15 protein-coding genes are annotated in these 17,842 nt (G+C 71.7%); 10 read left to right on the top strand and 5 right to left on the bottom strand.

Features of this window, described 5'->3' with window-relative positions:
* Positions 1-28: 28 nt before the first annotated feature.
* Entirely contained in the window at positions 29-1,036 is a 1,008-nt protein-coding gene (locus ACQUSR_RS32265) for an aldo/keto reductase (protein WP_431046735.1), read from the bottom strand.
* 240 nt (positions 1,037-1,276) lie between these two features.
* Between ACQUSR_RS32265 and ACQUSR_RS32260 the strand changes: the two genes are divergently transcribed.
* From ACQUSR_RS32260 to ACQUSR_RS32235, 6 genes are all read left to right on the top strand, one after another.
* A complete protein-coding gene (locus ACQUSR_RS32260; protein ID WP_431046734.1) occupies positions 1,277-1,501 on the top strand; it encodes a hypothetical protein in 225 nt (74 codons plus the stop codon).
* 122 nt (positions 1,502-1,623) lie between these two features.
* Positions 1,624-2,418 carry a basic amino acid ABC transporter substrate-binding protein gene (locus ACQUSR_RS32255; protein ID WP_431046732.1) on the top strand — a complete coding sequence of 265 codons (795 nt, stop codon included), beginning with the start codon at positions 1,624-1,626 and terminating at the stop codon, positions 2,416-2,418.
* A gap of 54 nt (positions 2,419-2,472) precedes the next feature.
* On the top strand, positions 2,473-3,258 hold the full coding sequence (locus ACQUSR_RS32250; protein ID WP_431046730.1) for an amino acid ABC transporter permease: 786 nt from the start codon (positions 2,473-2,475) through the stop codon (positions 3,256-3,258).
* Positions 3,259-3,263: 5 nt separating this feature from the next.
* Positions 3,264-4,094 carry an amino acid ABC transporter ATP-binding protein gene (locus tag ACQUSR_RS32245; RefSeq protein WP_431046728.1) on the top strand — a complete coding sequence of 277 codons (831 nt, stop codon included), beginning with the start codon at positions 3,264-3,266 and terminating at the stop codon, positions 4,092-4,094.
* A gap of 72 nt (positions 4,095-4,166) precedes the next feature.
* Positions 4,167-5,141: an acetylxylan esterase gene (locus tag ACQUSR_RS32240; protein ID WP_431046726.1), complete on the top strand. Its 975-nt coding sequence runs from the start codon at positions 4,167-4,169 to the stop codon at positions 5,139-5,141.
* Complete coding sequence (locus tag ACQUSR_RS32235) at positions 5,141-6,280, top strand: CaiB/BaiF CoA transferase family protein (protein WP_431046724.1); 1,140 nt, start codon at positions 5,141-5,143, stop codon at positions 6,278-6,280. Before ACQUSR_RS32240 ends, ACQUSR_RS32235 begins: the two co-directional genes overlap by 1 nt.
* A 73-nt stretch (positions 6,281-6,353) precedes the next feature.
* Here ACQUSR_RS32235 and ACQUSR_RS32230 read toward each other — a convergent pair whose 3' ends face one another.
* A complete protein-coding gene (locus ACQUSR_RS32230) occupies positions 6,354-6,791 on the bottom strand; it encodes an ASCH domain-containing protein (protein WP_431046722.1) in 438 nt (145 codons plus the stop codon).
* A gap of 128 nt (positions 6,792-6,919) precedes the next feature.
* Between ACQUSR_RS32230 and ACQUSR_RS32225 the strand changes: the two genes are divergently transcribed.
* The gene (locus tag ACQUSR_RS32225; protein ID WP_431046719.1) at positions 6,920-8,284 is read left to right on the top strand and encodes an ISNCY family transposase; all 1,365 of its coding nucleotides are present in this window, start codon (positions 6,920-6,922) and stop codon (positions 8,282-8,284) included.
* A gap of 88 nt (positions 8,285-8,372) precedes the next feature.
* Here the strand turns inward: ACQUSR_RS32225 and ACQUSR_RS32220 are convergent, their stop codons facing one another.
* Complete coding sequence (locus tag ACQUSR_RS32220) at positions 8,373-10,190, bottom strand: ABC transporter ATP-binding protein (protein ID WP_431046717.1); 1,818 nt, start codon at positions 10,188-10,190, stop codon at positions 8,373-8,375.
* A 361-nt stretch (positions 10,191-10,551) separates the two neighbouring features.
* Here ACQUSR_RS32220 and ACQUSR_RS32215 point away from each other — a divergent pair, with 361 nt between their 5' ends.
* Positions 10,552-11,958: a Gfo/Idh/MocA family protein gene (locus ACQUSR_RS32215; protein WP_431046714.1), complete on the top strand. Its 1,407-nt coding sequence runs from the start codon at positions 10,552-10,554 to the stop codon at positions 11,956-11,958.
* Positions 11,959-12,075: 117 nt separating this feature from the next.
* Here the strand turns inward: ACQUSR_RS32215 and ACQUSR_RS32210 are convergent, their stop codons facing one another.
* Entirely contained in the window at positions 12,076-12,840 is a 765-nt protein-coding gene (locus ACQUSR_RS32210; RefSeq protein WP_431047976.1) for a L,D-transpeptidase family protein, read from the bottom strand.
* Between the two features lie 244 nt (positions 12,841-13,084).
* Between ACQUSR_RS32210 and ACQUSR_RS32205 the strand changes: the two genes are divergently transcribed.
* Complete coding sequence (locus ACQUSR_RS32205) at positions 13,085-15,157, top strand: ABC transporter transmembrane domain-containing protein (protein WP_431046712.1); 2,073 nt, start codon at positions 13,085-13,087, stop codon at positions 15,155-15,157.
* Entirely contained in the window at positions 15,154-16,935 is a 1,782-nt protein-coding gene (locus ACQUSR_RS32200; protein WP_431046710.1) for an ABC transporter ATP-binding protein, read from the top strand. Before ACQUSR_RS32205 ends, ACQUSR_RS32200 begins: the two co-directional genes overlap by 4 nt.
* 77 nt (positions 16,936-17,012) lie before the next feature.
* Here the strand turns inward: ACQUSR_RS32200 and ACQUSR_RS32195 are convergent, their stop codons facing one another.
* The gene (locus tag ACQUSR_RS32195) at positions 17,013-17,804 is read right to left on the bottom strand and encodes a metal-dependent hydrolase (protein WP_431046708.1); all 792 of its coding nucleotides are present in this window, start codon (positions 17,802-17,804) and stop codon (positions 17,013-17,015) included.
* Between the last annotated feature and the right edge of the window lie 38 nt (positions 17,805-17,842).

Raw genomic sequence — 17,842 nt, 5'->3', positions numbered from 1 at the left:
ATCGGTCACTCATCGTAGCGGGACCCGCTCAGGGGATGGCGACCCCTGCCTCCGCCGAGAGCCGGTCGATCTCGGCCAGCTCCGGTTCGGTCAGCGGCGGCGTGTCACGGACGGCGATGTTCTGCTCCAGCTGGGCCACACTGCTGGCGCCGATGACGACGGATGTGACGCGGGGATCGCGCAGCACCCAGGCCAGGGCGAGCTGGGCGAGGGTCTGGCCGCGCCCCCGCGCCAGCTTGTCCAGGGCTCGCAGCAGGGTGAGCTTGCGGTCGGTGAGCGCGTCCCGTGTGAGGAAGTGGCCGACCGCCATTCGGGAGTCGGCGGGCACCCCGGCCAGATAGCGGTCGGTGAGCTGCCCCTGGGCGAGCGGGGAGTAGGCGATGAACCCGACCCCCGCGTCGGCGGAGGCGGCGAGCACCCCGCCCTCGACCTCGCGCTGGAGGATCGAGTACGGGTGCTGGTTGATCAGGTAGGGGGTGCGCAGCTCCTTGAGGAGGGCGGTGGCGCGGGTGATGGCCTCGGGCGGGTAGTTGGACAGGCCCGCGTACAGTGCCTTGCCCTGGCGTACGGCGCTGTCGAGGGCGCCCACCGTCTCCTCCAGGGGCGTGTCGGGGTCGAAGCGGTGGGAGTAGGAGACGTCGACGTGGTCCAGGCCCATGCGGGTCAGGGACTGGTCGAGGCTGGCGAGCAGGTATTTCCGGGAGCCCCATTCGCCGTAGGGTCCCGGCCACATCCCGTATCCGGCCTTGGTGGCGATGAACATCTGGTCGCGGTACGGGCGGAAGTCCTGGGCGAACAGGGTGCCGAAGTTGGCCTCGGCGCTGCCGGCGGGCGGGCCGTAGTTGTTGGCCAGGTCGAAGTGGGTGACGCCGAGGTCGAAGGCTCGGCGGAGCACGGCGCGCTGGGTTTCGAGGGGGTGGGTGTCGCCGAAGTTGTGCCACAGGCCGAGGGACACTTCGGGCAGCAGCACCCCGGTGCGACCGGAGCGCTGGTACCGCATGGCGTCGTAGCGGTCCTCGGCGGCGAGATAGGCCATGTGCGTCGTCCTTGCTCGGTGGGGGCGGGCGGGTCGGCCGGGTCGGTCCTGCCGGGCCAGTCTTCCAGCGCGGGACGGGGGTGGCGATCGTCCGTCGGGGGGAACGGTGCGGCCGTCCGGCGGCCCGGGTCCACCGGCTCCGATCCACAGGCCCCAGCACCGAACAAGGGTCCGAACGCGGGAACCCCGGCTCCCTCCCGAGCGTTCGCCGGGTACCAGGATCACGTGGGGAGGTGCGCCGTGGGCACCGATTCTGCTTCGCCGGGCGCGGACGACGGTTGGGACGAGGTCGTCCTCGATGAGGACTTCGTACGGGGTGCGGAGGTGTCGGAGCCTTCGGGACGGGCGCGGATGCTGTCCGCCCGCTGGGCGCAGGAGGCGCCGGAGCCGCAGCCGTGGCGGGCCGACGAGCCGCCCGCGGGCTGGTTCTGGAGCAGGCGGCGCAGGCGCAGACGGCGGCGGTGAGCGGCCTGGCCGTTACGTGCTCGCAACGCACGCGGCGGCGACAACGCGCACCGGCGGTGGCAGGATGCGGGCCAGCTCACTGATCAAGTAGGACGTTCGCCGACCTGTGCCCCGGAGGTGCCGTGTCCGCTCGCTCCGCACTGCCCGTGATCGCAACCGCCACCGCTGCCGCCCTCCTGCTGGTGGGCTGCACCAGCACCGAGTCGTCCGGTGACGGCTCGAAGATCAGCCTCGTCAAGTCCGGAAAACTCACGACGTGTACGCATCTGCCCTATGCCCCGTTCCAGGTCAAGGAGGGCAGCAAGGTCGTCGGCTTCGACGTCGACCTCGTCGATCTCGTCGCCGAGGAGCTGGACGTCGAGCAGGAGATCGTGGACACGCCCTTCGAGGGTATCCAGTCCGGTGAGGACCTCAACACCAACAAGTGCGACGTCGCCGCCGCCGGCATGACGATCACCACGGTGCGCGAGAAGAACCTGGACTTCACCGATCCGTACTTCGCCGCGACCCAGGCCCTGATCGTGAAGAAGGGCGCCGACTACCGGACGCTCGGCGACCTGGACGGCAAGTCGCTGGGGGTCCAGCAGTCGACCACGGGCGAGGAGTACGCCAAGAAGCACGGCGAGGGCGTGAAGCTGGTCCAGTTCGAGGACCTGGCGCTGCTGCTGACGGCGGTGAAGACCGGCCAGGTCGACGCGGCCGTCAACGACAACGGCGTGCTGTACGACTACGTGAAGGACAACGGCGACACGGAGGTGACCGCGGAGTTCGACACCGGGGAGAGCTACGGCATCGCGGTGCGGACCGGCAATGACGCGCTGCGGGAGAAGATCAACAAGGTGATCAAGGAGGCCCGGGCGGACGGCCGTTACGACAGGATCTACAAGAAGTGGTTCGGCACGGCGCCGAAGAAGTGACCCCATGTCCCCATATCCGCCACTGACCGCCGGAGTTGAGGAGTCGCTTCAGATATGGCCATGACCCGTCGCCAGCGGACGCGGGTGATCCGAACCCTCCAGTACGCCGTGCTCGTCGCCGTCCTGCTCGCCGTCGCCCTGGCCGCGGACTGGGGTGAGCTGCGGCGGGCGTTCTTCGATGTCGAGGTCGCCAGGGAGCAGTTCCCCGACATCATCACCACCGCCCTGGTCAACACCGTCGTCTACACCCTGTTCGGCTTCGCGTTCGGGCTCGTCCTGGGCCTGGTCCTGGCGCTGATGCGGCTCTCGCAGGTGCCGCCGTACCGCTGGCTGTCGATCGCGTACATCGAGTTCTTCCGGGGCGTGCCCGCGCTGCTGGTCTTCATCTCCCTGGGTTTCGGCGTCCCGCTGGCCTTCCAGGTCGCCCTGGACCGGTACGTCACCGTGATGCTGGCGCTGGGACTGGTCGGCGCCGCGTACATGGCGGAGACGATCCGCGCGGGCATCCAGGCGGTGCCCAAGGGGCAGCTGGAGGCGGCCCGTTCGCTGGGCATGTCCCAGGCGCGGGCCATGGTCTCGATCGTCATCCCGCAGGCGTTCCGGATCGTGCTGCCACCGCTCACCAATGAGCTGATCCTGCTCACCAAGGACTCTTCGCTGGTGTATCTGCTGGGCCTCTCGCTGGACCAGTACGAGTTGGCCAAGTTCGGCCGGGACGCGCTCAACCAGCACCGCAGCCTGACGCCGATCATGGTCGCCGGGCTGTGCTATCTACTCATCACCCTCCCGCTGGGCCATCTGGTGCGGCGGTTGGAGGCCCGTACGGCGAAGTCGAGGTGAGGGACGTGGACGTGGCGAAGACGGCCGCGGTAGACGGCGCGGCGGCGATCCGGGTCGAGGGGCTGCGCAAGTCCTTCGGTGACACGGAGGTGCTCAAGGGGATCGACTTCCGCGTCGCGCGGGGCGAGGTGGTGTGCGTCATCGGCCCCTCGGGGTCGGGGAAGTCGACGCTGCTGCGCTGTGTGAACCTGCTGGAGGAGCCGACGTCCGGCACGGTGACGGTGGCCGGCACCGAGGTCACCGACCCGGACGTGGACATCGACCGGGTACGGCGCCGGATCGGCATGGTGTTCCAGTCGTTCAACCTCTTCCCGCACCTCACGGCGCTGGAGAACCTCACCATCGCGCAGCGGCGGGTGCTGCGGCGCGACCGGGCCGAGGCGGACCGGGTGGCGCGGCTCCAGCTGGCCCGGGTCGGTCTGACGGGCAAGGAGGCGGCGTACCCGGCGCAGCTGTCCGGCGGGCAGCAGCAGCGGGTGGCGATCGCCCGGGCACTGGCGATGGACCCGGAGCTGATGCTGTTCGACGAGCCGACGTCGGCGCTGGACCCGGAGCTGGTCGGGGATGTGCTGGCGGTCATGCGGGCGCTGGCCGACGAGGGGATGACGATGCTCGTGGTGACGCACGAGATGAGTTTCGCGCGGGAGGTCGCGGACCGCGTCGTGTTCATGGACGACGGCGTGATCGTCGAGGAGGGCGGTCCCGGCCAGGTCATCGGGGCACCCCGGCACCCGCGGACCCGGGCCTTCCTGACGCGCGTGCTGGATCCCGCGGCCGCCCGTGTGGGCGAGCCGGACAGCCTGGAGCCGCCTGATCATCCCCGTACGCGAGTCTGACCGTCCCACCCGGGAATTCCCGCCCTCGTCCCTCGTACGCAACTGGTGATCCGACTCCGGGAGGTTCTCACCGTGTTCGTCGACCTGCCGCTCGATCAGCTCCGTGCCTACCGACCGCCGCTGCCCGTGCCCGGCGGGTTCGACGCGTTCTGGAAGCGGACGCTGGACGAGACCCGCGGGCATGGGCTGGACGCGCGGTTCGCCGAGACCGATGCGGGGCTGGCGCTGGTCGTCTGCCACGACGTGGAGTTCTCCGGCTTCGGCGGGCACCGGATCCGCGGCTGGCTGCTGGTACCGCGCGCGGCGTCCGGGCCGCTGCCGTGCGTGGTGCAGTACGTGGGCTACAACGGCGGACGGGGGCTGCCGTACCAGTGGCTGGTGTGGCCCTCGACCGGGTACGCGGTGTTCGTGATGGACACCCGGGGTCAGGGCTGGAGCCCCAGCACCTACGGCGACACCCCGGATCGGGTGGGCGGCACGGGGCCGGAGGCACCCGGGCTGCTGACCAAGGGCGTACTGGCCCCGGACGACTACTACTACCGCCGGCTCTACGCCGACGCCGTCCGTGCGGTGGAGGCGGCGCGGACGCATCCGGCGGTCGACCCGGAGCGGGTGGTGGTGAGCGGCGGCAGCCAGGGCGGCGCGCTGGCGCTGGCCGCGGCCGGCCTGGTGCCGGGTCTGGCGGGGGCGCTGGTCGATGTGCCGTTCATGACGCACATACGCCGGGCGGTGGAGATCACCGACGCGGATCCCTACGGCGAGCTGGCCCGGTTCCTGTCCGGCCAGCGCCACCTGGTCGACCGGGTCTTCGACACCCTGGACCACTTCGACGGGCTGAACTTCGCCGCCCGCGCGAGCGCGCCGGTACTGTTCTCGACCGCGCTGCGCGACGCCGTGACGCCCGCCTCCGGCGGCTTCGCCGCGTACCACCACTACGCGGGGCGGGAGAAGGAGCTCAAGGTGTGGTCCTTCAACGGCCACGAGGGCGGCGGGGCGCACCAGCAGGCGGAGCAGGTCCGGTTCCTGCGGAAGCTGTTCGGAGGCTGATGGCTGTGCTGCCGCTCCAGGGTGTCACCGTGGTCGCGCTCGAGCAGGCGGTGGCGGGCCCGTTCGCCACCCGCCAGCTGGCCGATCTCGGGGCGCGGGTGATCAAAGTGGAACGGCCCGGGCGAGGTGACTTCGCCCGCGACTACGACCGCGAGGTCAAGGGCATGTCCGCGTACTTCGTATGGGTCAACCGGGGCAAGGAGAGCGTCGTCCTGGACCTCAAGGACGACGCGGACCGCGCGCTGCTGGACCGGATCGTCGCGCGCGCCGACGTGGTGCTGCAGAACCTCAGGCCGGGCGCCTGCGAACAGCTCGGCCTGGGCTCGGCGGCGCTGCGCGCCCGGCACCCGCGGCTGATCACCTGTGACATCACCGGTTACGGCGACTCGGGACCGTATCGCGACAAGAAGGCGTACGACCTGCTGGTGCAGTGCGAGACCGGTCTGGTGTCCATCACCGGCACCCCGGAGGAGCCCGCCCGGCCGGGTGTCTCGATCGCCGACATCGCGGGCGGGATGTACGCGTACACCGGTGTGCTCACCGCGCTGTACGAACGCGAGCGCACCGGCGAGGGCACGGCGCTGGCGGTGTCCTTGCTGGACGCGCTGGGCGAGTGGATGGGGCACCCCTTCTACGCGCAGGCGTACGGCGGGGCGCCGGTGGCCCGCAGCGGCGCCCGCCATCCGTCGATCTCCCCGTACGGGCCGTATCTGTGCGGGGACGGGGCGCGGGTGTTCCTGAGCGTGCAGAACGACCGCGAGTGGGTGGCGCTGTGCGAGCGGGTGCTGCGCCGGCCGGAGCTGACCCGCGATCCGCGGTTCGCGGAGAACCCGCTGCGGCGCGCGCACGACGACGAGCTCACGGCCGAACTGGAGCGGTGTTTCGCGGGACACACGGCGAACGGGGTGAGCACGTTGCTGGAGGGCGCCGGGATCGCCTGCGCCCGGCTGCGGACGGTCGGCGAGTTCGCCGGTCATCCGCAGTTGGCCGCGCGGGACCGGTTCGGGGACTTCGGCTCCCCGGTCGGGTCGTTGCGCGGTCTGCTGCCGCCGGTGGAGGTGGCCGGGCGGCGGGCGCCGATGCGGTCGGTGCCCGCGCTCGGCGAGCACACGGAGGCGGTCCGCGCCGAGTTCTCCTGAGGCCCGGTCCTGAACCCCGGAAGGCCCGGCTCTGAGCCCCGGCCCCTGAGGTCCGGCTGCCGATCGGGTCAGGTCAGGCCGCGGCGGGGTCCAGGATCTCCACGACCCGGAAGCGGTCGGCGACCACCGGCGTGGCGTCGGTGACGGTGAACCCGGGGTCGCCGAGTGCCTCCCTCATCTGGGGGCTGTGCCAGAACCGCTCGTGCGAGGCGCGCCACTGGGCGATCGTCCCGTCGCCCTCGCCCTCGTCGATGACGTGCTGGAGGTCGATCTCCGCCACGGTCAGCTTGCGCACCTCGGTCACCTCGATGACGGCGACCGGCCGGTCCTGGGAGTCCACGACCACCTGCCGCTCACCGACGACCGGCAGCGCCTCGCCGAACGCCTCGAACTCCACCTCCAGTGTGGTCGTGGAGGTCTTGGCGCCGGAGAGGATCGCGGCGACCAGCTTGTCGCGCACCGGGCCGGGGAAGGCGAACTCGGCCTTGGGAAGATCGTCGTGGCGTGTCATGCGGACACCCTAGCTAGTTGCCCCTGAAGAAGTCCGGATTGCCGTCGGTTGAGCTGTGGGGAGAGCTGGTGCGGGCCGTTCCTGGCCGCGACAGTGGAGGCGGGTCGTGTGGCCGGGGGGGGGTAGTGATGTTGCGTGTCGCGGCAGTGCAGGACACCTGGTGGGAGGTACTGCCGGAGCAAGCGCGGCAGCTGCCCGCTGAACTGGCCAGGATCGATACCTTCCTGGAAGACGAGCGGTTCATCGCTCCTTGGCGAGCGGTGTTCGCCGAGCGGTTGGGCCGCCCGTCGGTACCGGTCGAGACGCTGCTGCGGCTGCTGTATCTCAAGCACCGGTACCAGCTCGGGTACGAGACGCTGTGCCGCGAGGTCGCGGATTCGCTGAGCTGGCGCCGGTTCTGCCGGATCCCGTTGACCTCGCCGGTGCCGCACCCGACCACCCTGATCAAACTCATGCGCCGCAGCGGCCCGCAGACCGTGGAGCAACTCAACACCGCGCTGCTGGGCAAGCTGGCCGAGGACAAGCTGCTGCGGTGCCGCAAGTTACGCATCGACACGACCGTGATCGAAGCCGACATCGACCACCCCACCGACGCTGACCTGCTGGAGCACGGAGTACGCAAGCTCGGCCGATTGGTGCACCGGATCAAGGCCGCCGGCGCCGCCAAGCGCACCCGCTTCCGGGACCGCAGCCGGTCAGCGGGCGCCCGGCTCAAGCAGATCTCCCGCACCCTGCGCAGGCGCACCGGCCAGGCGCTGGGGGACATCGACCGGCTCACCGGCGAGGTCGCCGCCATCGCCCAGGCGACGCTGCGGAACGTGGCTGCGGTGGAGCGCAACGCGCGCCGGGCGCTGAGTACACGGCCGTCGGGCCGCCTCGCGCATCTGGTGGGCGAGCTGGCTGAGACGGTAGCGGGCACGCGGCGTCTGCTGGAGCAGACCGCCCAGCGGCTGGCGGGCAACCGCACGATTCCCGATCGGCTGATCTCCCTGTCCGACCCCGATGCCCGGCCGATCCGCAAGGGAAAGCCCCAGCACCCGACCCAGTTCGGCTACACCGCTCTGGTGGCCGAGAACGAAGACGGCTTCGTCGTCGACCACCAGGTCCAGCGCGGGAACCCGCCCGATGCACCGCAGCTGGTGCCGTCGGTGGAGCGCGTCACCACACTGGCCGGCCGCCCGCCCGGCACGGTCGTCGCCGACCGCGGCTTCGGCACCGCTGCCAACGACAAGGCCCTGAGTGAACTCGGCGTGCGGCGGATCGGCCTCCAACGCTCCGGGAAGCCCGGAAAAGCCCGACGGGAGTACGAACGCAGCCGCCCGTTCCGGCGCATGCGCAACTGGAGAGTCGGCATCGAGGCCCGTATCAGCCACCTCAAGCGCAGCTTCGGTTTCCGCCGCACCCGCCTCCGCCGTCTGGCCGGGGCCCAGACCTGGGCCGGACTTGGAATCTTCGCCTACAACCTCCACCGGATGTCCGTCCTCAGCCGGTGAAGTACAGACCACCGGCAGGTCGGCAACAAACCGCCGACCATCAGCACAGCCCCGTCACCAGGCCAAACCCTTTTTCAGGGGCAAGTAGCTAGGCCGCGGGGGCGGAGGTCAGGTGGGCGTCGCCGCGAACGAGTGCCACGTACCGCCCGTCCGCGGCGAGCAGCTCGTCGTGTGTGCCCTGTTCGGCGACGCAACCCGCGTCGAGGACGACGATCCGGTCGGCGCCCCGGACCGTGGAGAGCCGGTGCGCGATGGTGATGGTCGTACGGCCCGCGGAGAGGGCGTCGATGGCCTGCTGGACGGCGTGCTCGGTGCGGGTGTCCAGGGCGCTGGTCGCCTCGTCGAGGATGAGGACGGGCGGGTCGCGCAGGATGGTCCGGGCGAGCGCGAGGCGCTGTTTCTCACCGCCGGAGAAGCGGTAGCCGCGCTCGCCGACGAGGGTGTCGTAGCCGTCGGGCAGGGACATGATGTGGTCGTGTATCTGGGCCGCGCGGGCGGCCTCGGCGATCTCCTCGTCGGTCGCGTCCGGCCGGGCGAACCGCAGGTTCTCGGCCACGGAGGCGTGGAAGAGATAGGTCTCCTGCGAGACGACGCCCACCGCGCGGGCGAGGGTGTCGAAGTCCAGCTCGCGGACGTCGACGCCGTCGATCATGACCCGGCCGCCGGTCACGTCGTACAGCCGCGGCACGAGATAGCCGAGGGTGCTCTTGCCGGAGCCGGTCGGGCCGACGACGGCCAGGCTGCCACCCGCCGGTATGGTCAGGTCGACGCCGCTGAGGGTGCGGCGGGCGGGCTCGGCGCTGGGCGGGTCGTAGGCGAAGTCGACGCCGTCGAAGCGGACTTCGCCGCGGATCTCCGGCAGCCGTACGGGCTCTGCGGGTTCGGTGATGTCCACCGGCATGTCGAGATACTCGAAGATGCGCTGGAAGAGCGCGAGCGAGGTCTGGATCTGCACACCGGTGGACAGCAGGCCGACGGTGGGCCGGAACAGGCCCTGCTGCAGGGAGACGAAGGCGACGAGCGTGCCCAGCGAGACGCTGGGGCCCCCGCCGCGCATGGCGATTCCCGCGGCCCAGTAGATGACGGCGGGCATGGCCGCCATGATCACGCCGATGGTGGCCATCCGCCAGCGGCCGGACATGCCGGCGCGGACCTCCAGGCCGACGAGCCGCTCGGATTCCCGCTCGAACGCCGCGGTGAGGGAGTCGGAGCGGCCCATGGTGCGCCCGAGCAGGATGCCGCTGACCGAGAGCGACTCGGTGACCATCGCGGACATGGCGGCCATCTGCTTCTGGCGCTGCGAGGTGATCTTCTTGCGTTCCTGGCCGACTCGGCGGCTGATCCAGACGAACAGCGGCAGCAGGAGCAGAGAGACGGCCGTCAGCCGCCAGTCGAGCGCGAGCATCGCCACGACCGTGGCGACGACGCTGGTGAGGTTGGAGACCAGCGAGGTGGCGGTGGAGGTGACGGTGGCCTGCATGCCGCCGATGTCGTTCGCGATCCGGGACTGCACCTCGCCGGTGCGGGTCCGGGTGAAGAAGGCGAGCGGCATGCGCTGGAGCCGCTCGTAGACGGCGGTGCGCAGGTCGTGCATGACGCGCTGGCCGACGGTCGTGGACAGCAGGGTCTGAAGTACGCCGAAGACGCCGCTGACCAGGGCGGCGGCGATCATCCCCAGGGCGAGGAGGGACAGCAGGCCGGTGCGGCCCTGAGGGATGGCGGTGTCGAGGATCTCGCGGAGCAGGAACGGCGAGGCGACCGAGACCAGTGAGGAGGCTGCGACGAGCAGCCCGACGAGGGCGAGCCTGCCGCGGTAGGGGCGGAAGAGGCGGAGGATGCGCCGCACCTGGGCAGGCTGATCCGGGTCGGCGGGGGGTGGGGTCCATTCGGGCGTGTCGGGGCGCATGGGCTCCTTCCGGGACGGGGTGCCGCCGAGGTGGGTACCGAGACGCCTCGATACCGGCCCCGGCGACGAGGCACGTCACAGCATTCTCCCCGCTTCGGGGGTGCGTCGCGCACTCCCGGGCACACGGCGGTGGCGGGCGACCACCGGGGCTCCTCGCGTGCCACCGCGACCACCGGAGCGCCTCACGTGCCACCGCGACCGCCGGGGCGCCTCGCGTGCCATCGCCCGCTCTCGCGGAGAAGTCCAACTTCCCGTGCCGATAAGTCCAATCCGCTCTCTTGTGCCTCCCACGCCTCACCCGCCAGGGTTCCTGACCGTGGTTCGACCACCAGCCGCGCACGTCAGTTCTCCTGGAGGATCGATGAACGAGGCAACACCGCAGCAGCCCAGCCGCCGGTCCGTACTGTGGACCGCGGGTGCCGCAGGCGCCGGGATCGGTGTCGGCGGGATGAGCGGTATCGGCGCCCAGAGCGCCGCCGCGGCTCCCACCGCGCCCACCGTCCCGAGCACTCCCCCGCGCCGGGACGCCACGATGGCCGGGGTCCCTTTCGAGCGGCGCGGCACCGTGCGCGTGGGCCTCGTGGGCCTCGGCCAGCGCGGCGGCGAGATGATCGATCTGTTCCTGGCCCTGCCGGGCGTGCGGGTCGTCGCGCTGTGCGACACGGTCAGGGCCAAGGCCGCCGCTGCCGCCGCGAAGGTCACGTCCGCCGGGCAGCCCGCCCCGGCCCTGTACACCAAGGGCGACCACGACTTCGAGAACCTGTGCGAGCGCGCCGACGTCGACTTCGTCTTTGTGGCCACGCCCTGGGACTGGCACTTCGAGATGTGCCGGACGGCGATGCGATGCGGCAAACACGTCGGTGTGGAGTGTCCGCTGGCGATGGAACTCGGCCAGTTGTGGGAACTCGTCGATACGTCCGAGCGCACCCGCCGCCACTGCATGCAGTTGGAGAACTGCTGCTACGGCAGGAACGAGATGCGGGTGCTGCGCATGGCCCACGCCGGGCTCTTCGGCGAACTCCTGCACGGCGCGGGCGCGTACATCCACGACCTGCGTCAGCTGATGTTCGATCCCGGGTACTACGAGGGGCCCTGGCGCCGGCTGTGGCACACCCGGCTGAAGGGCGACGTCTACCCCACCCACGGCTTCGGCCCCGTCGCCAACTACATGGACGTCAACCGCGGCGACCGCGCCGTACGGATCTCGACGGTCGGCTCACCCGCCCTGGGGCTGGCCGCCTACCGCGAGCAGCACATGCCGGCCGGCGACCCGAGCTGGAAGGAGTCGTACGTCGAGAGCGACATGTCGATCAGTCTGGTGCAGACGGCGAAGGGCCGGGTCATCCGGCTGGAGCACGCCGTCTCCAACCCTCACCCGTACAGCCGGCTGAACATCCTCGGCGGGACGAAGGGCGTCTTCGAGGACTACCCGGCCCGGATCTACCTCGAGCCCGAGATGACCGACGACCGGTGGGGTGACTTCGGCGCCTACGCGCAGTGGGACCACTGGCTCTGGAAGGAGCACAGCAACCCGCCCGGCGGCCACGGCGGAATGGACTACATCATGCTGTACCGGCTGATGCAGTGCATGCGGCTGGGGCTGGTGCCGGACTTCGACGTGTACGACGCCGCGACCTGGAGCGCGCCGGTCCCGCTGAGCCACGCGTCCATCAAGGCGAAGGGCGCGCCGCAGGAGATCCCGGACTTCACGCGCGGGCTGTGGGCGAAGGCCCGGCCGGGCGTGGATTCCGCGAAGCCCGCGGAGTGACGGCGGGTGCGGGCCCGGCCGGACGGGCGCCGGGCCCGCGCTCACGCCGGGCGTCGGGCCTCCCACGCCGCAGGCTTCCGGCCGGGCCGGAAGTCACCGGGCAGAGACGTCCTGGTCTCAGGTCGCCAGGTGCGCCTTGTCGCCCATGACCACGACCGGCCGCTGCCGCGGGTCGAGGGTCTTCAGCAGGTACTCCATACCGGACTTGGGCAGGCTCACGCACCCCGACGTACCGCTGCCGTGGTCCATGTGCAGCCAGATGCTGCCGCCCTTGCGCTGCCCCTCGGGCCGGGTGGGGTCGATCGGGCTGGTGCCCTTCACCCGGTTGTAGTCGATGGCGATGACGTAGTCGAAGTCGTGCCAGTGCGTTTTGGGCCAGTAGTGCGGCGCGGCGAACGCGGCGCCCTGTGAGTAGGGCAGCCGCGCCCCCGGATCGGGCAGGACCCCACCCGCGTCGGTGAGCGTGAACACCCCGACGGGGCTGCGCTTGTCGCCCTCCCGGTGGTCGGTCGTCCAGCCGCGCTTGCCGATGTGCGCGGGCCAGGTGCGCTTCTTCTCCCAGGCGCCGCTTCCCCCGGCCGCCCTGGTGTAGAGGACGGCGGTGGCGTCCGCAGAGTCCTCCCTCTCGCCGTACACGGCGACCACCTGGCGGGATCCGGCCGGGATGCGGGACTGGAGCGTGTCGCCGACCTCGGGGATACGGGTGGGGTCCGCGGTGGGCGCGGCGCTGCGCCCCGCCCGCTGGGCGGAGCCGGAGCTGTTCTTGCCCCCGCCGCCCCTGCCGCCTCCGTCGTCCGCACCGCCGCCGCAGCCCGCGACCAGGATCACAGCCATGGCGGTCAGGGCGGCCGTACGGGTGCACATCGTGCCGGAGATACGCATGTCCGCCATGGTCGCACTCCCGTGCGGCGGTCGGGTACGCGGCCTTGGCGTGTTCCGCGCGCCCTCGCGTAAAACCAGTTGAATTCCACGACCTGACGACGCGAACCTTTCACGGCCGAGCCCAGCACACCGCTCGCCTTCTCGCCTGCTGTATTTCCCCCTTCCTGCCTGCCGACCGTCTCACCGTCCTCCCTCATCCTCTTCGCCATCCACGTCTCTTCGTCATTCGAGCCTCTGGGACACCATGCAGATTCGTGATCTTCCGTACGTCGATCCCGGACGGCCCGATGTGCGGTCCGGTCCGCGCTTCCTGGTGTGGCTGGCCAGGAACCAGTTGGGCGGGCAGCTCAGGGCACTGGCCTGGGGGCTGGTCCACATGGCGGCCGTGGCCTCCTTCCCGATCGCCGTGGGCATCGCCGTACAGGCGGTGGTGGACCGTTCGGGGGCGCGGCTCGCGCTGGCGGGAGGGCTGATGGCGCTGCTCGGCGGGGCGTCGGCGCTCGGCGACGCGATGCTGCACCGGGCCGCGGTCACGAACTGGATCACCGCGGCCGCGCGGGTGCAGCAGTTGCTCGCCCGTAAGACGGCGGAGCTGGGGGCGGCCCTGACCCGCCGGGTCGCCGCGGGCGAGGTCGTAGCGGTCTCCACAGGTGACGTGGAGAAGATCGGCTGGTTCGTGGAGGCGCTGTCCCGCTTCACCGCCGCCTTGGTCACAGTGATCGGGGTCTGTGTGGCGCTGGTGCTCTACCAGCCGGCGCTGGGCGTCGTGGTCGCGCTCGGCGCGCCCGCCCTGGCGCTCGCCGTGCTGCCGATGCTGCCGCGGGCGACGCGGCGGGCCGACGAGCAGCGGGAGAAGGCGGGCCGGGCCACGGAGCTGGCCGCCGACACGGTGGCCGGGCTGCGGGTGCTGCGCGGCATCGGCGGCGAGGAACTGTTCCTGTCCCGCTATCGCACGGCCTCGCAGGAGGTGCGGGCGGCGGCGGTGCGCAGCGCCCGGATGTGGGCCCTCATCGCGGCGGTGCAGGTGGTGCTGCCGGGTCTGCTGCTGATCGGTGTGGTGGGGTACGGGGCGCGGCTCGCCCACGAGGGCCGGGTCGAGATCGGTGAACTGGTCACCGTCTACAGCGCCGTCACCTTCCTGCTGTTCCCGCTGCGTCACTTCGAGGAGATCGCGATGGCGTACTCCTTCTCCCGGCCCTCGGCGCGGCGCGCGGCGCGGGTGCTCGCGCTGCGCCGGTCCGCGCTCCCCGCGGAGCGTGCGGACGAGTGGAGCGGCGAACCCCTCGGTGGCCATCTGTACGACCCCGCGAGCGGGCTTCTGGCACCGGCGGGTGCGCTGACGGCGGTGGTGTGCGGCGATCCGGACGCGGCGGGGCTGCTGGCCGAGCGACTCGGCGGACACCCCGCCCGGGACGCGGAGAACCCAGAAGACCCGGCGAACGCGGAGGAGTCGGTGAACGCGGAGAGGTCGAAGACGCCGGAGAGCACGGAGAAGTCGGAAAGCACGGCGAAGTCGGAGAGCACGGCGGGCACACCGGCCTCGGCCGTGCCGTCGGTGCTGCTCGGCGGAGTGGCGCTGGACGACGTACCCCTGGAGGTGGCGCGCGCCGCCGTCCTCGTACAGGACAAGGACCCGATGCTGCTCTCGGGCACGCTCGCCGAACTGCTGGACGTGCCCTCCTCGGGCGCGGTGGCGGTGTCCGCCGCGCTCGACGCCGCGCAGTGCGGCGACGTCCTGGACGCGCTCGCACGGACGGTCACCCTGCCGGAAGGCGGCGCACCGGACCCGATGGAGGCCCATATCACCGAGCGCGGCCGGTCGTTGTCGGGCGGGCAGCGGCAGCGGTTGGCGCTGGCCCGCTCGCTGGTGACCGATCCCGAGGTGCTGGTGCTGGACGAGCCCACGTCGGCGGTCGACTCGCACACCGAGGCGCGGATCGCGGAGGGGGTACGCCGCCTGCGGCGCGGGCGGACCACCGTCGTGTTCACCTCCAGCCCGCTGCTGCTGGACCGCGCCGACCGGGTGGTGTTCGTGCACGACGACACCGTTGTGGCCGCCGGCACGCACCGTGAGCTGCTGCACGGCGAACCCGGCTATGAGGCGGTGGTCACCCGTGCCACCGAGCCGGAGCGGGAGAGCCGCGCACCGGTGGACGGCGGCGGGGCGCGGGACGACGCGGGCGGAACGGCGGACGGGGTCGGCGAGAGGTCGCCGCGCTCAGGCACCGCGGACAGGGTCGGCGAGGCCACGGACCAGGGCAGGTACAAGGCCGGGGACAAGGACAGGGACATCGAGCAGATCGGGGAGTCGGCATGATCGGCGTGGCGCCACCGGCGCACGACCCCGCCGCACCGGAGTCGGCGACGACGCTGCCGGTGGGCACACCCGCGACCGTGCGGGGTTATGTACGCGAACTGCTGCGCCGGCATCGCGGGGCGTTCGCCGTGCTGCTGGCGGTGAACACCGCTGCCGTGGTGGCGTCCATGGTCGGCCCCTATCTGCTGGGCGGGCTGGTGGAGGACCTGGCCGGGGGTGCCGAGGACCTGCATATCGGGCGCACCGTCGCTCTGTTCGCGGTGGCGCTGGCCGTGCAGGCCGTGTTCGTGCGCGAGGTGCGACTGCGGGGCGCGATGCTCGGCGAGCGGATGCTGGCGGACCTGCGGGAGGACTTCCTCGTACGGTCCGTGCGCCTGCCGCCGAGCGTGCTGGAGCGGGCGGGCACCGGTGATCTGCTCTCCCGCATCACCACCGACGTCGACCGGCTGGCGGAGGCGATGCGCGAGGCGGTGCCGCAGCTGTCGATCGGCGTGGTCTGGGTCGGGCTGCTGCTCGGCGCGCTGACCGCGACGGCTCCGCCGCTGGGGCTGGCCGTGCTGGTCGCGGTGCCACTGCTGGTGGTGGGCTGCCGCTGGTACTTCCGGCGCTCGCCGGCCGCCTACCGCTCGGAGGCGGCCGGGTACGCGGCCGTGGCCGCCGCGCTCACCGAGACCGTGGACGCCGGGCGGACCATCGAGGCGCACCGGCTGGGCGGGCGCCGGGTCGCGCTGTCCGAGCAGCGGATCCGGGAGTGGACGGCCTGGGAGCGGTACACGCTGTGGCTGCGCTGTGTGCTCTTTCCGGTGATCAACGGCACGTACACGCTGATCACCGGCTCGGTCCTGATGATCGGTGGCACGTTCGTGCTGCAGGGCTGGATGACGGTCGGCGAGCTGACGACGGGGGCGCTGCTCGCGCAGATGCTCGTCGAGCCGGTGGGGATGATCCTGCGCTGGTACGACGAACTGCAGGTCGCGCAGGTGTCGCTGGCCCGGTTGGTCGGGGTCCGGGAGATCGAGGCGGGGACCGGGGACGGCGCGGTGGTGCCCGATGGCCGGGATGTCCGGGCGGAGCGGGTGCGGTTCGGGTACCGGCCGGGCAGCGATGTGCTGCACGGGGTGTCGATGCATGTGCGGCCGGGGACGCGGCTGGCGCTCGTCGGCCCGTCCGGCGCGGGGAAGTCGACACTCGGCAGGCTGCTCGCCGGGATCTACGCGCCGCGGACCGGTGAGGTGACGCTCGGCGGCGCCGAACTGGCGCGGATGCCCGCGGAGCGGGTGCGCCGCCATGTGGCGCTGGTCAACCAGGAGCACCATGTCTTCGTCGGTTCGCTGCGCGACAATCTGCTGCTGGCCCGCACCTCGGCTCGGGACGCCGAACTGTGGGCGGCGCTCGCCGCGGTGGACGCCGATGCGTGGGCCCGGGGCCTGGACGAGGGGCTCGACACCGAGGTGGGGTCGGGCGGTCTCGCGCTCACCCCGGCGCAGGCTCAGCAGGTGGCGCTGGCCCGGCTGGTGCTCGCCGATCCGCACACGCTGGTGCTGGACGAGGCCACCTCGCTGCTGGACCCGCGCGCGGCCCGGCATCTGGAGCGTTCGCTGGGGCGGGTCCTGGAGGGGCGGACGGTGGTGGCCATCGCGCACCGGCTGCACACCGCCCACGACGCGGATGTGATCGCCGTGGTCGCGGATGGCCGGATCAGCGAGCTGGGCAGTCACGACGAGCTCGTCCGGGCCGATGGGGCGTACGCCGCGCTGTGGCGCTCCTGGCAGCAGTAGGGCGGCCCGGCGCCGTGCTCCCGTCCGGTCCCCCACACTTCGTACTCTCACCCTGAACTTGAGGGTGAGAGTACGGCTCAGAGGTAGCCGAGGGCGCCCAGCCCACCGACTCCGCCGAGCACCATGAAGGTGGGCATCAGCACCTTCAGCTCGACCCAGCTGCCCGCACGGAACCGCATGCCCTTCGGCGGCCCGACCGGGTACCAGCGCTTGCGCCCGATCGGGATGGGCCACAGGATCGGGCAGCCGGAGACGGTCAGCGCGTCCCCGATGTCGTGCACCAGCGCGCCGAGCACGATCGGCAGGCCGAGCCACAGGTACTCCTGGCCCGCTCCGCCGAACAGCCAGTCCGAGCCGTTCCCCGGCTGATGCAGGACATCGGCGAGGATCCATGCGCTCGTCGCGCCGAGCAGCCAGACCAGGACGTCGCTGGAGACCCGCGCCATCCGCCACAGGAGACCCTCGACGGCGAGCACCATGTGGACGAAGAGGATGCCGAGCACCGCCCAGCGGCCGCCCACCACCGCCAGCAACGAGGCGCCCGCGCCGATGAGCACCGCCCACAGCCAGGTGTGGGTCAGGGTGCGGTGGCCGCCGGAGCGGCGTGGATCGCCCTGCTTCTTCGTCGCCTTGTAGACGGCGTGGGACAGCTTGTCGGTCACTTCGCACAGTCCGCGCGAGAGTGGTCCGAAGGCCCGCGATATCGTCGCCGACTTGTGGTCGAGGTCGGGCGCGAGCGCCGCTCCGGCGCTGATCAGCGCGCCGACGACAAGCACCGGCCAGGGCATCTCGTGGCCCGCCGCCGACACCGCCGCCCCTACTCCCAGCCAGGCCGCCGCCCCGGACAGCGAGTGCGCCGGTCCCATCATGGTCGTTCCCCGCCCCTGTTCGTGCCCGCGTCAGCGCG

Origin of the sequence: Streptomyces sp. P1-3 (genome assembly GCF_050613155.1) — a bacterium.
Taxonomy (GTDB): domain Bacteria; phylum Actinomycetota; class Actinomycetes; order Streptomycetales; family Streptomycetaceae; genus Streptomyces.
The sequence above is the reverse complement of the archived record's forward strand: the minus strand, read 5'-3'. Positions and strand labels throughout refer to the sequence as shown.

Bases quoted from the DNA above. Each gene is read 5' to 3' on its own strand.
- ACQUSR_RS32265 (WP_431046735.1), bottom strand. From the start codon at position 1,036: ATGGCCTATCTCGCCGCCGAGGACCGCTACGACGCCATGCGGTACCAG.
- ACQUSR_RS32250 (WP_431046730.1), top strand. From the start codon at position 2,473: ATGGCCATGACCCGTCGCCAGCGGACGCGGGTGATCCGAACCCTCCAG.
- ACQUSR_RS32235 (WP_431046724.1), top strand. From the start codon at position 5,141: ATGGCTGTGCTGCCGCTCCAGGGTGTCACCGTGGTCGCGCTCGAGCAG.
- ACQUSR_RS32230 (WP_431046722.1), bottom strand. From the start codon at position 6,791: ATGACACGCCACGACGATCTTCCCAAGGCCGAGTTCGCCTTCCCCGGC.
- ACQUSR_RS32225 (WP_431046719.1), top strand. From the start codon at position 6,920: ATGTTGCGTGTCGCGGCAGTGCAGGACACCTGGTGGGAGGTACTGCCG.
- ACQUSR_RS32220 (WP_431046717.1), bottom strand. From the start codon at position 10,190: ATGCGCCCCGACACGCCCGAATGGACCCCACCCCCCGCCGACCCGGAT.
- ACQUSR_RS32215 (WP_431046714.1), top strand. From the start codon at position 10,552: ATGAACGAGGCAACACCGCAGCAGCCCAGCCGCCGGTCCGTACTGTGG.
- ACQUSR_RS32210 (WP_431047976.1), bottom strand. From the start codon at position 12,840: ATGCGTATCTCCGGCACGATGTGCACCCGTACGGCCGCCCTGACCGCC.
- ACQUSR_RS32205 (WP_431046712.1), top strand. From the start codon at position 13,085: ATGCAGATTCGTGATCTTCCGTACGTCGATCCCGGACGGCCCGATGTG.
- ACQUSR_RS32200 (WP_431046710.1), top strand. From the start codon at position 15,154: ATGATCGGCGTGGCGCCACCGGCGCACGACCCCGCCGCACCGGAGTCG.
- ACQUSR_RS32195 (WP_431046708.1), bottom strand. From the start codon at position 17,804: ATGATGGGACCGGCGCACTCGCTGTCCGGGGCGGCGGCCTGGCTGGGA.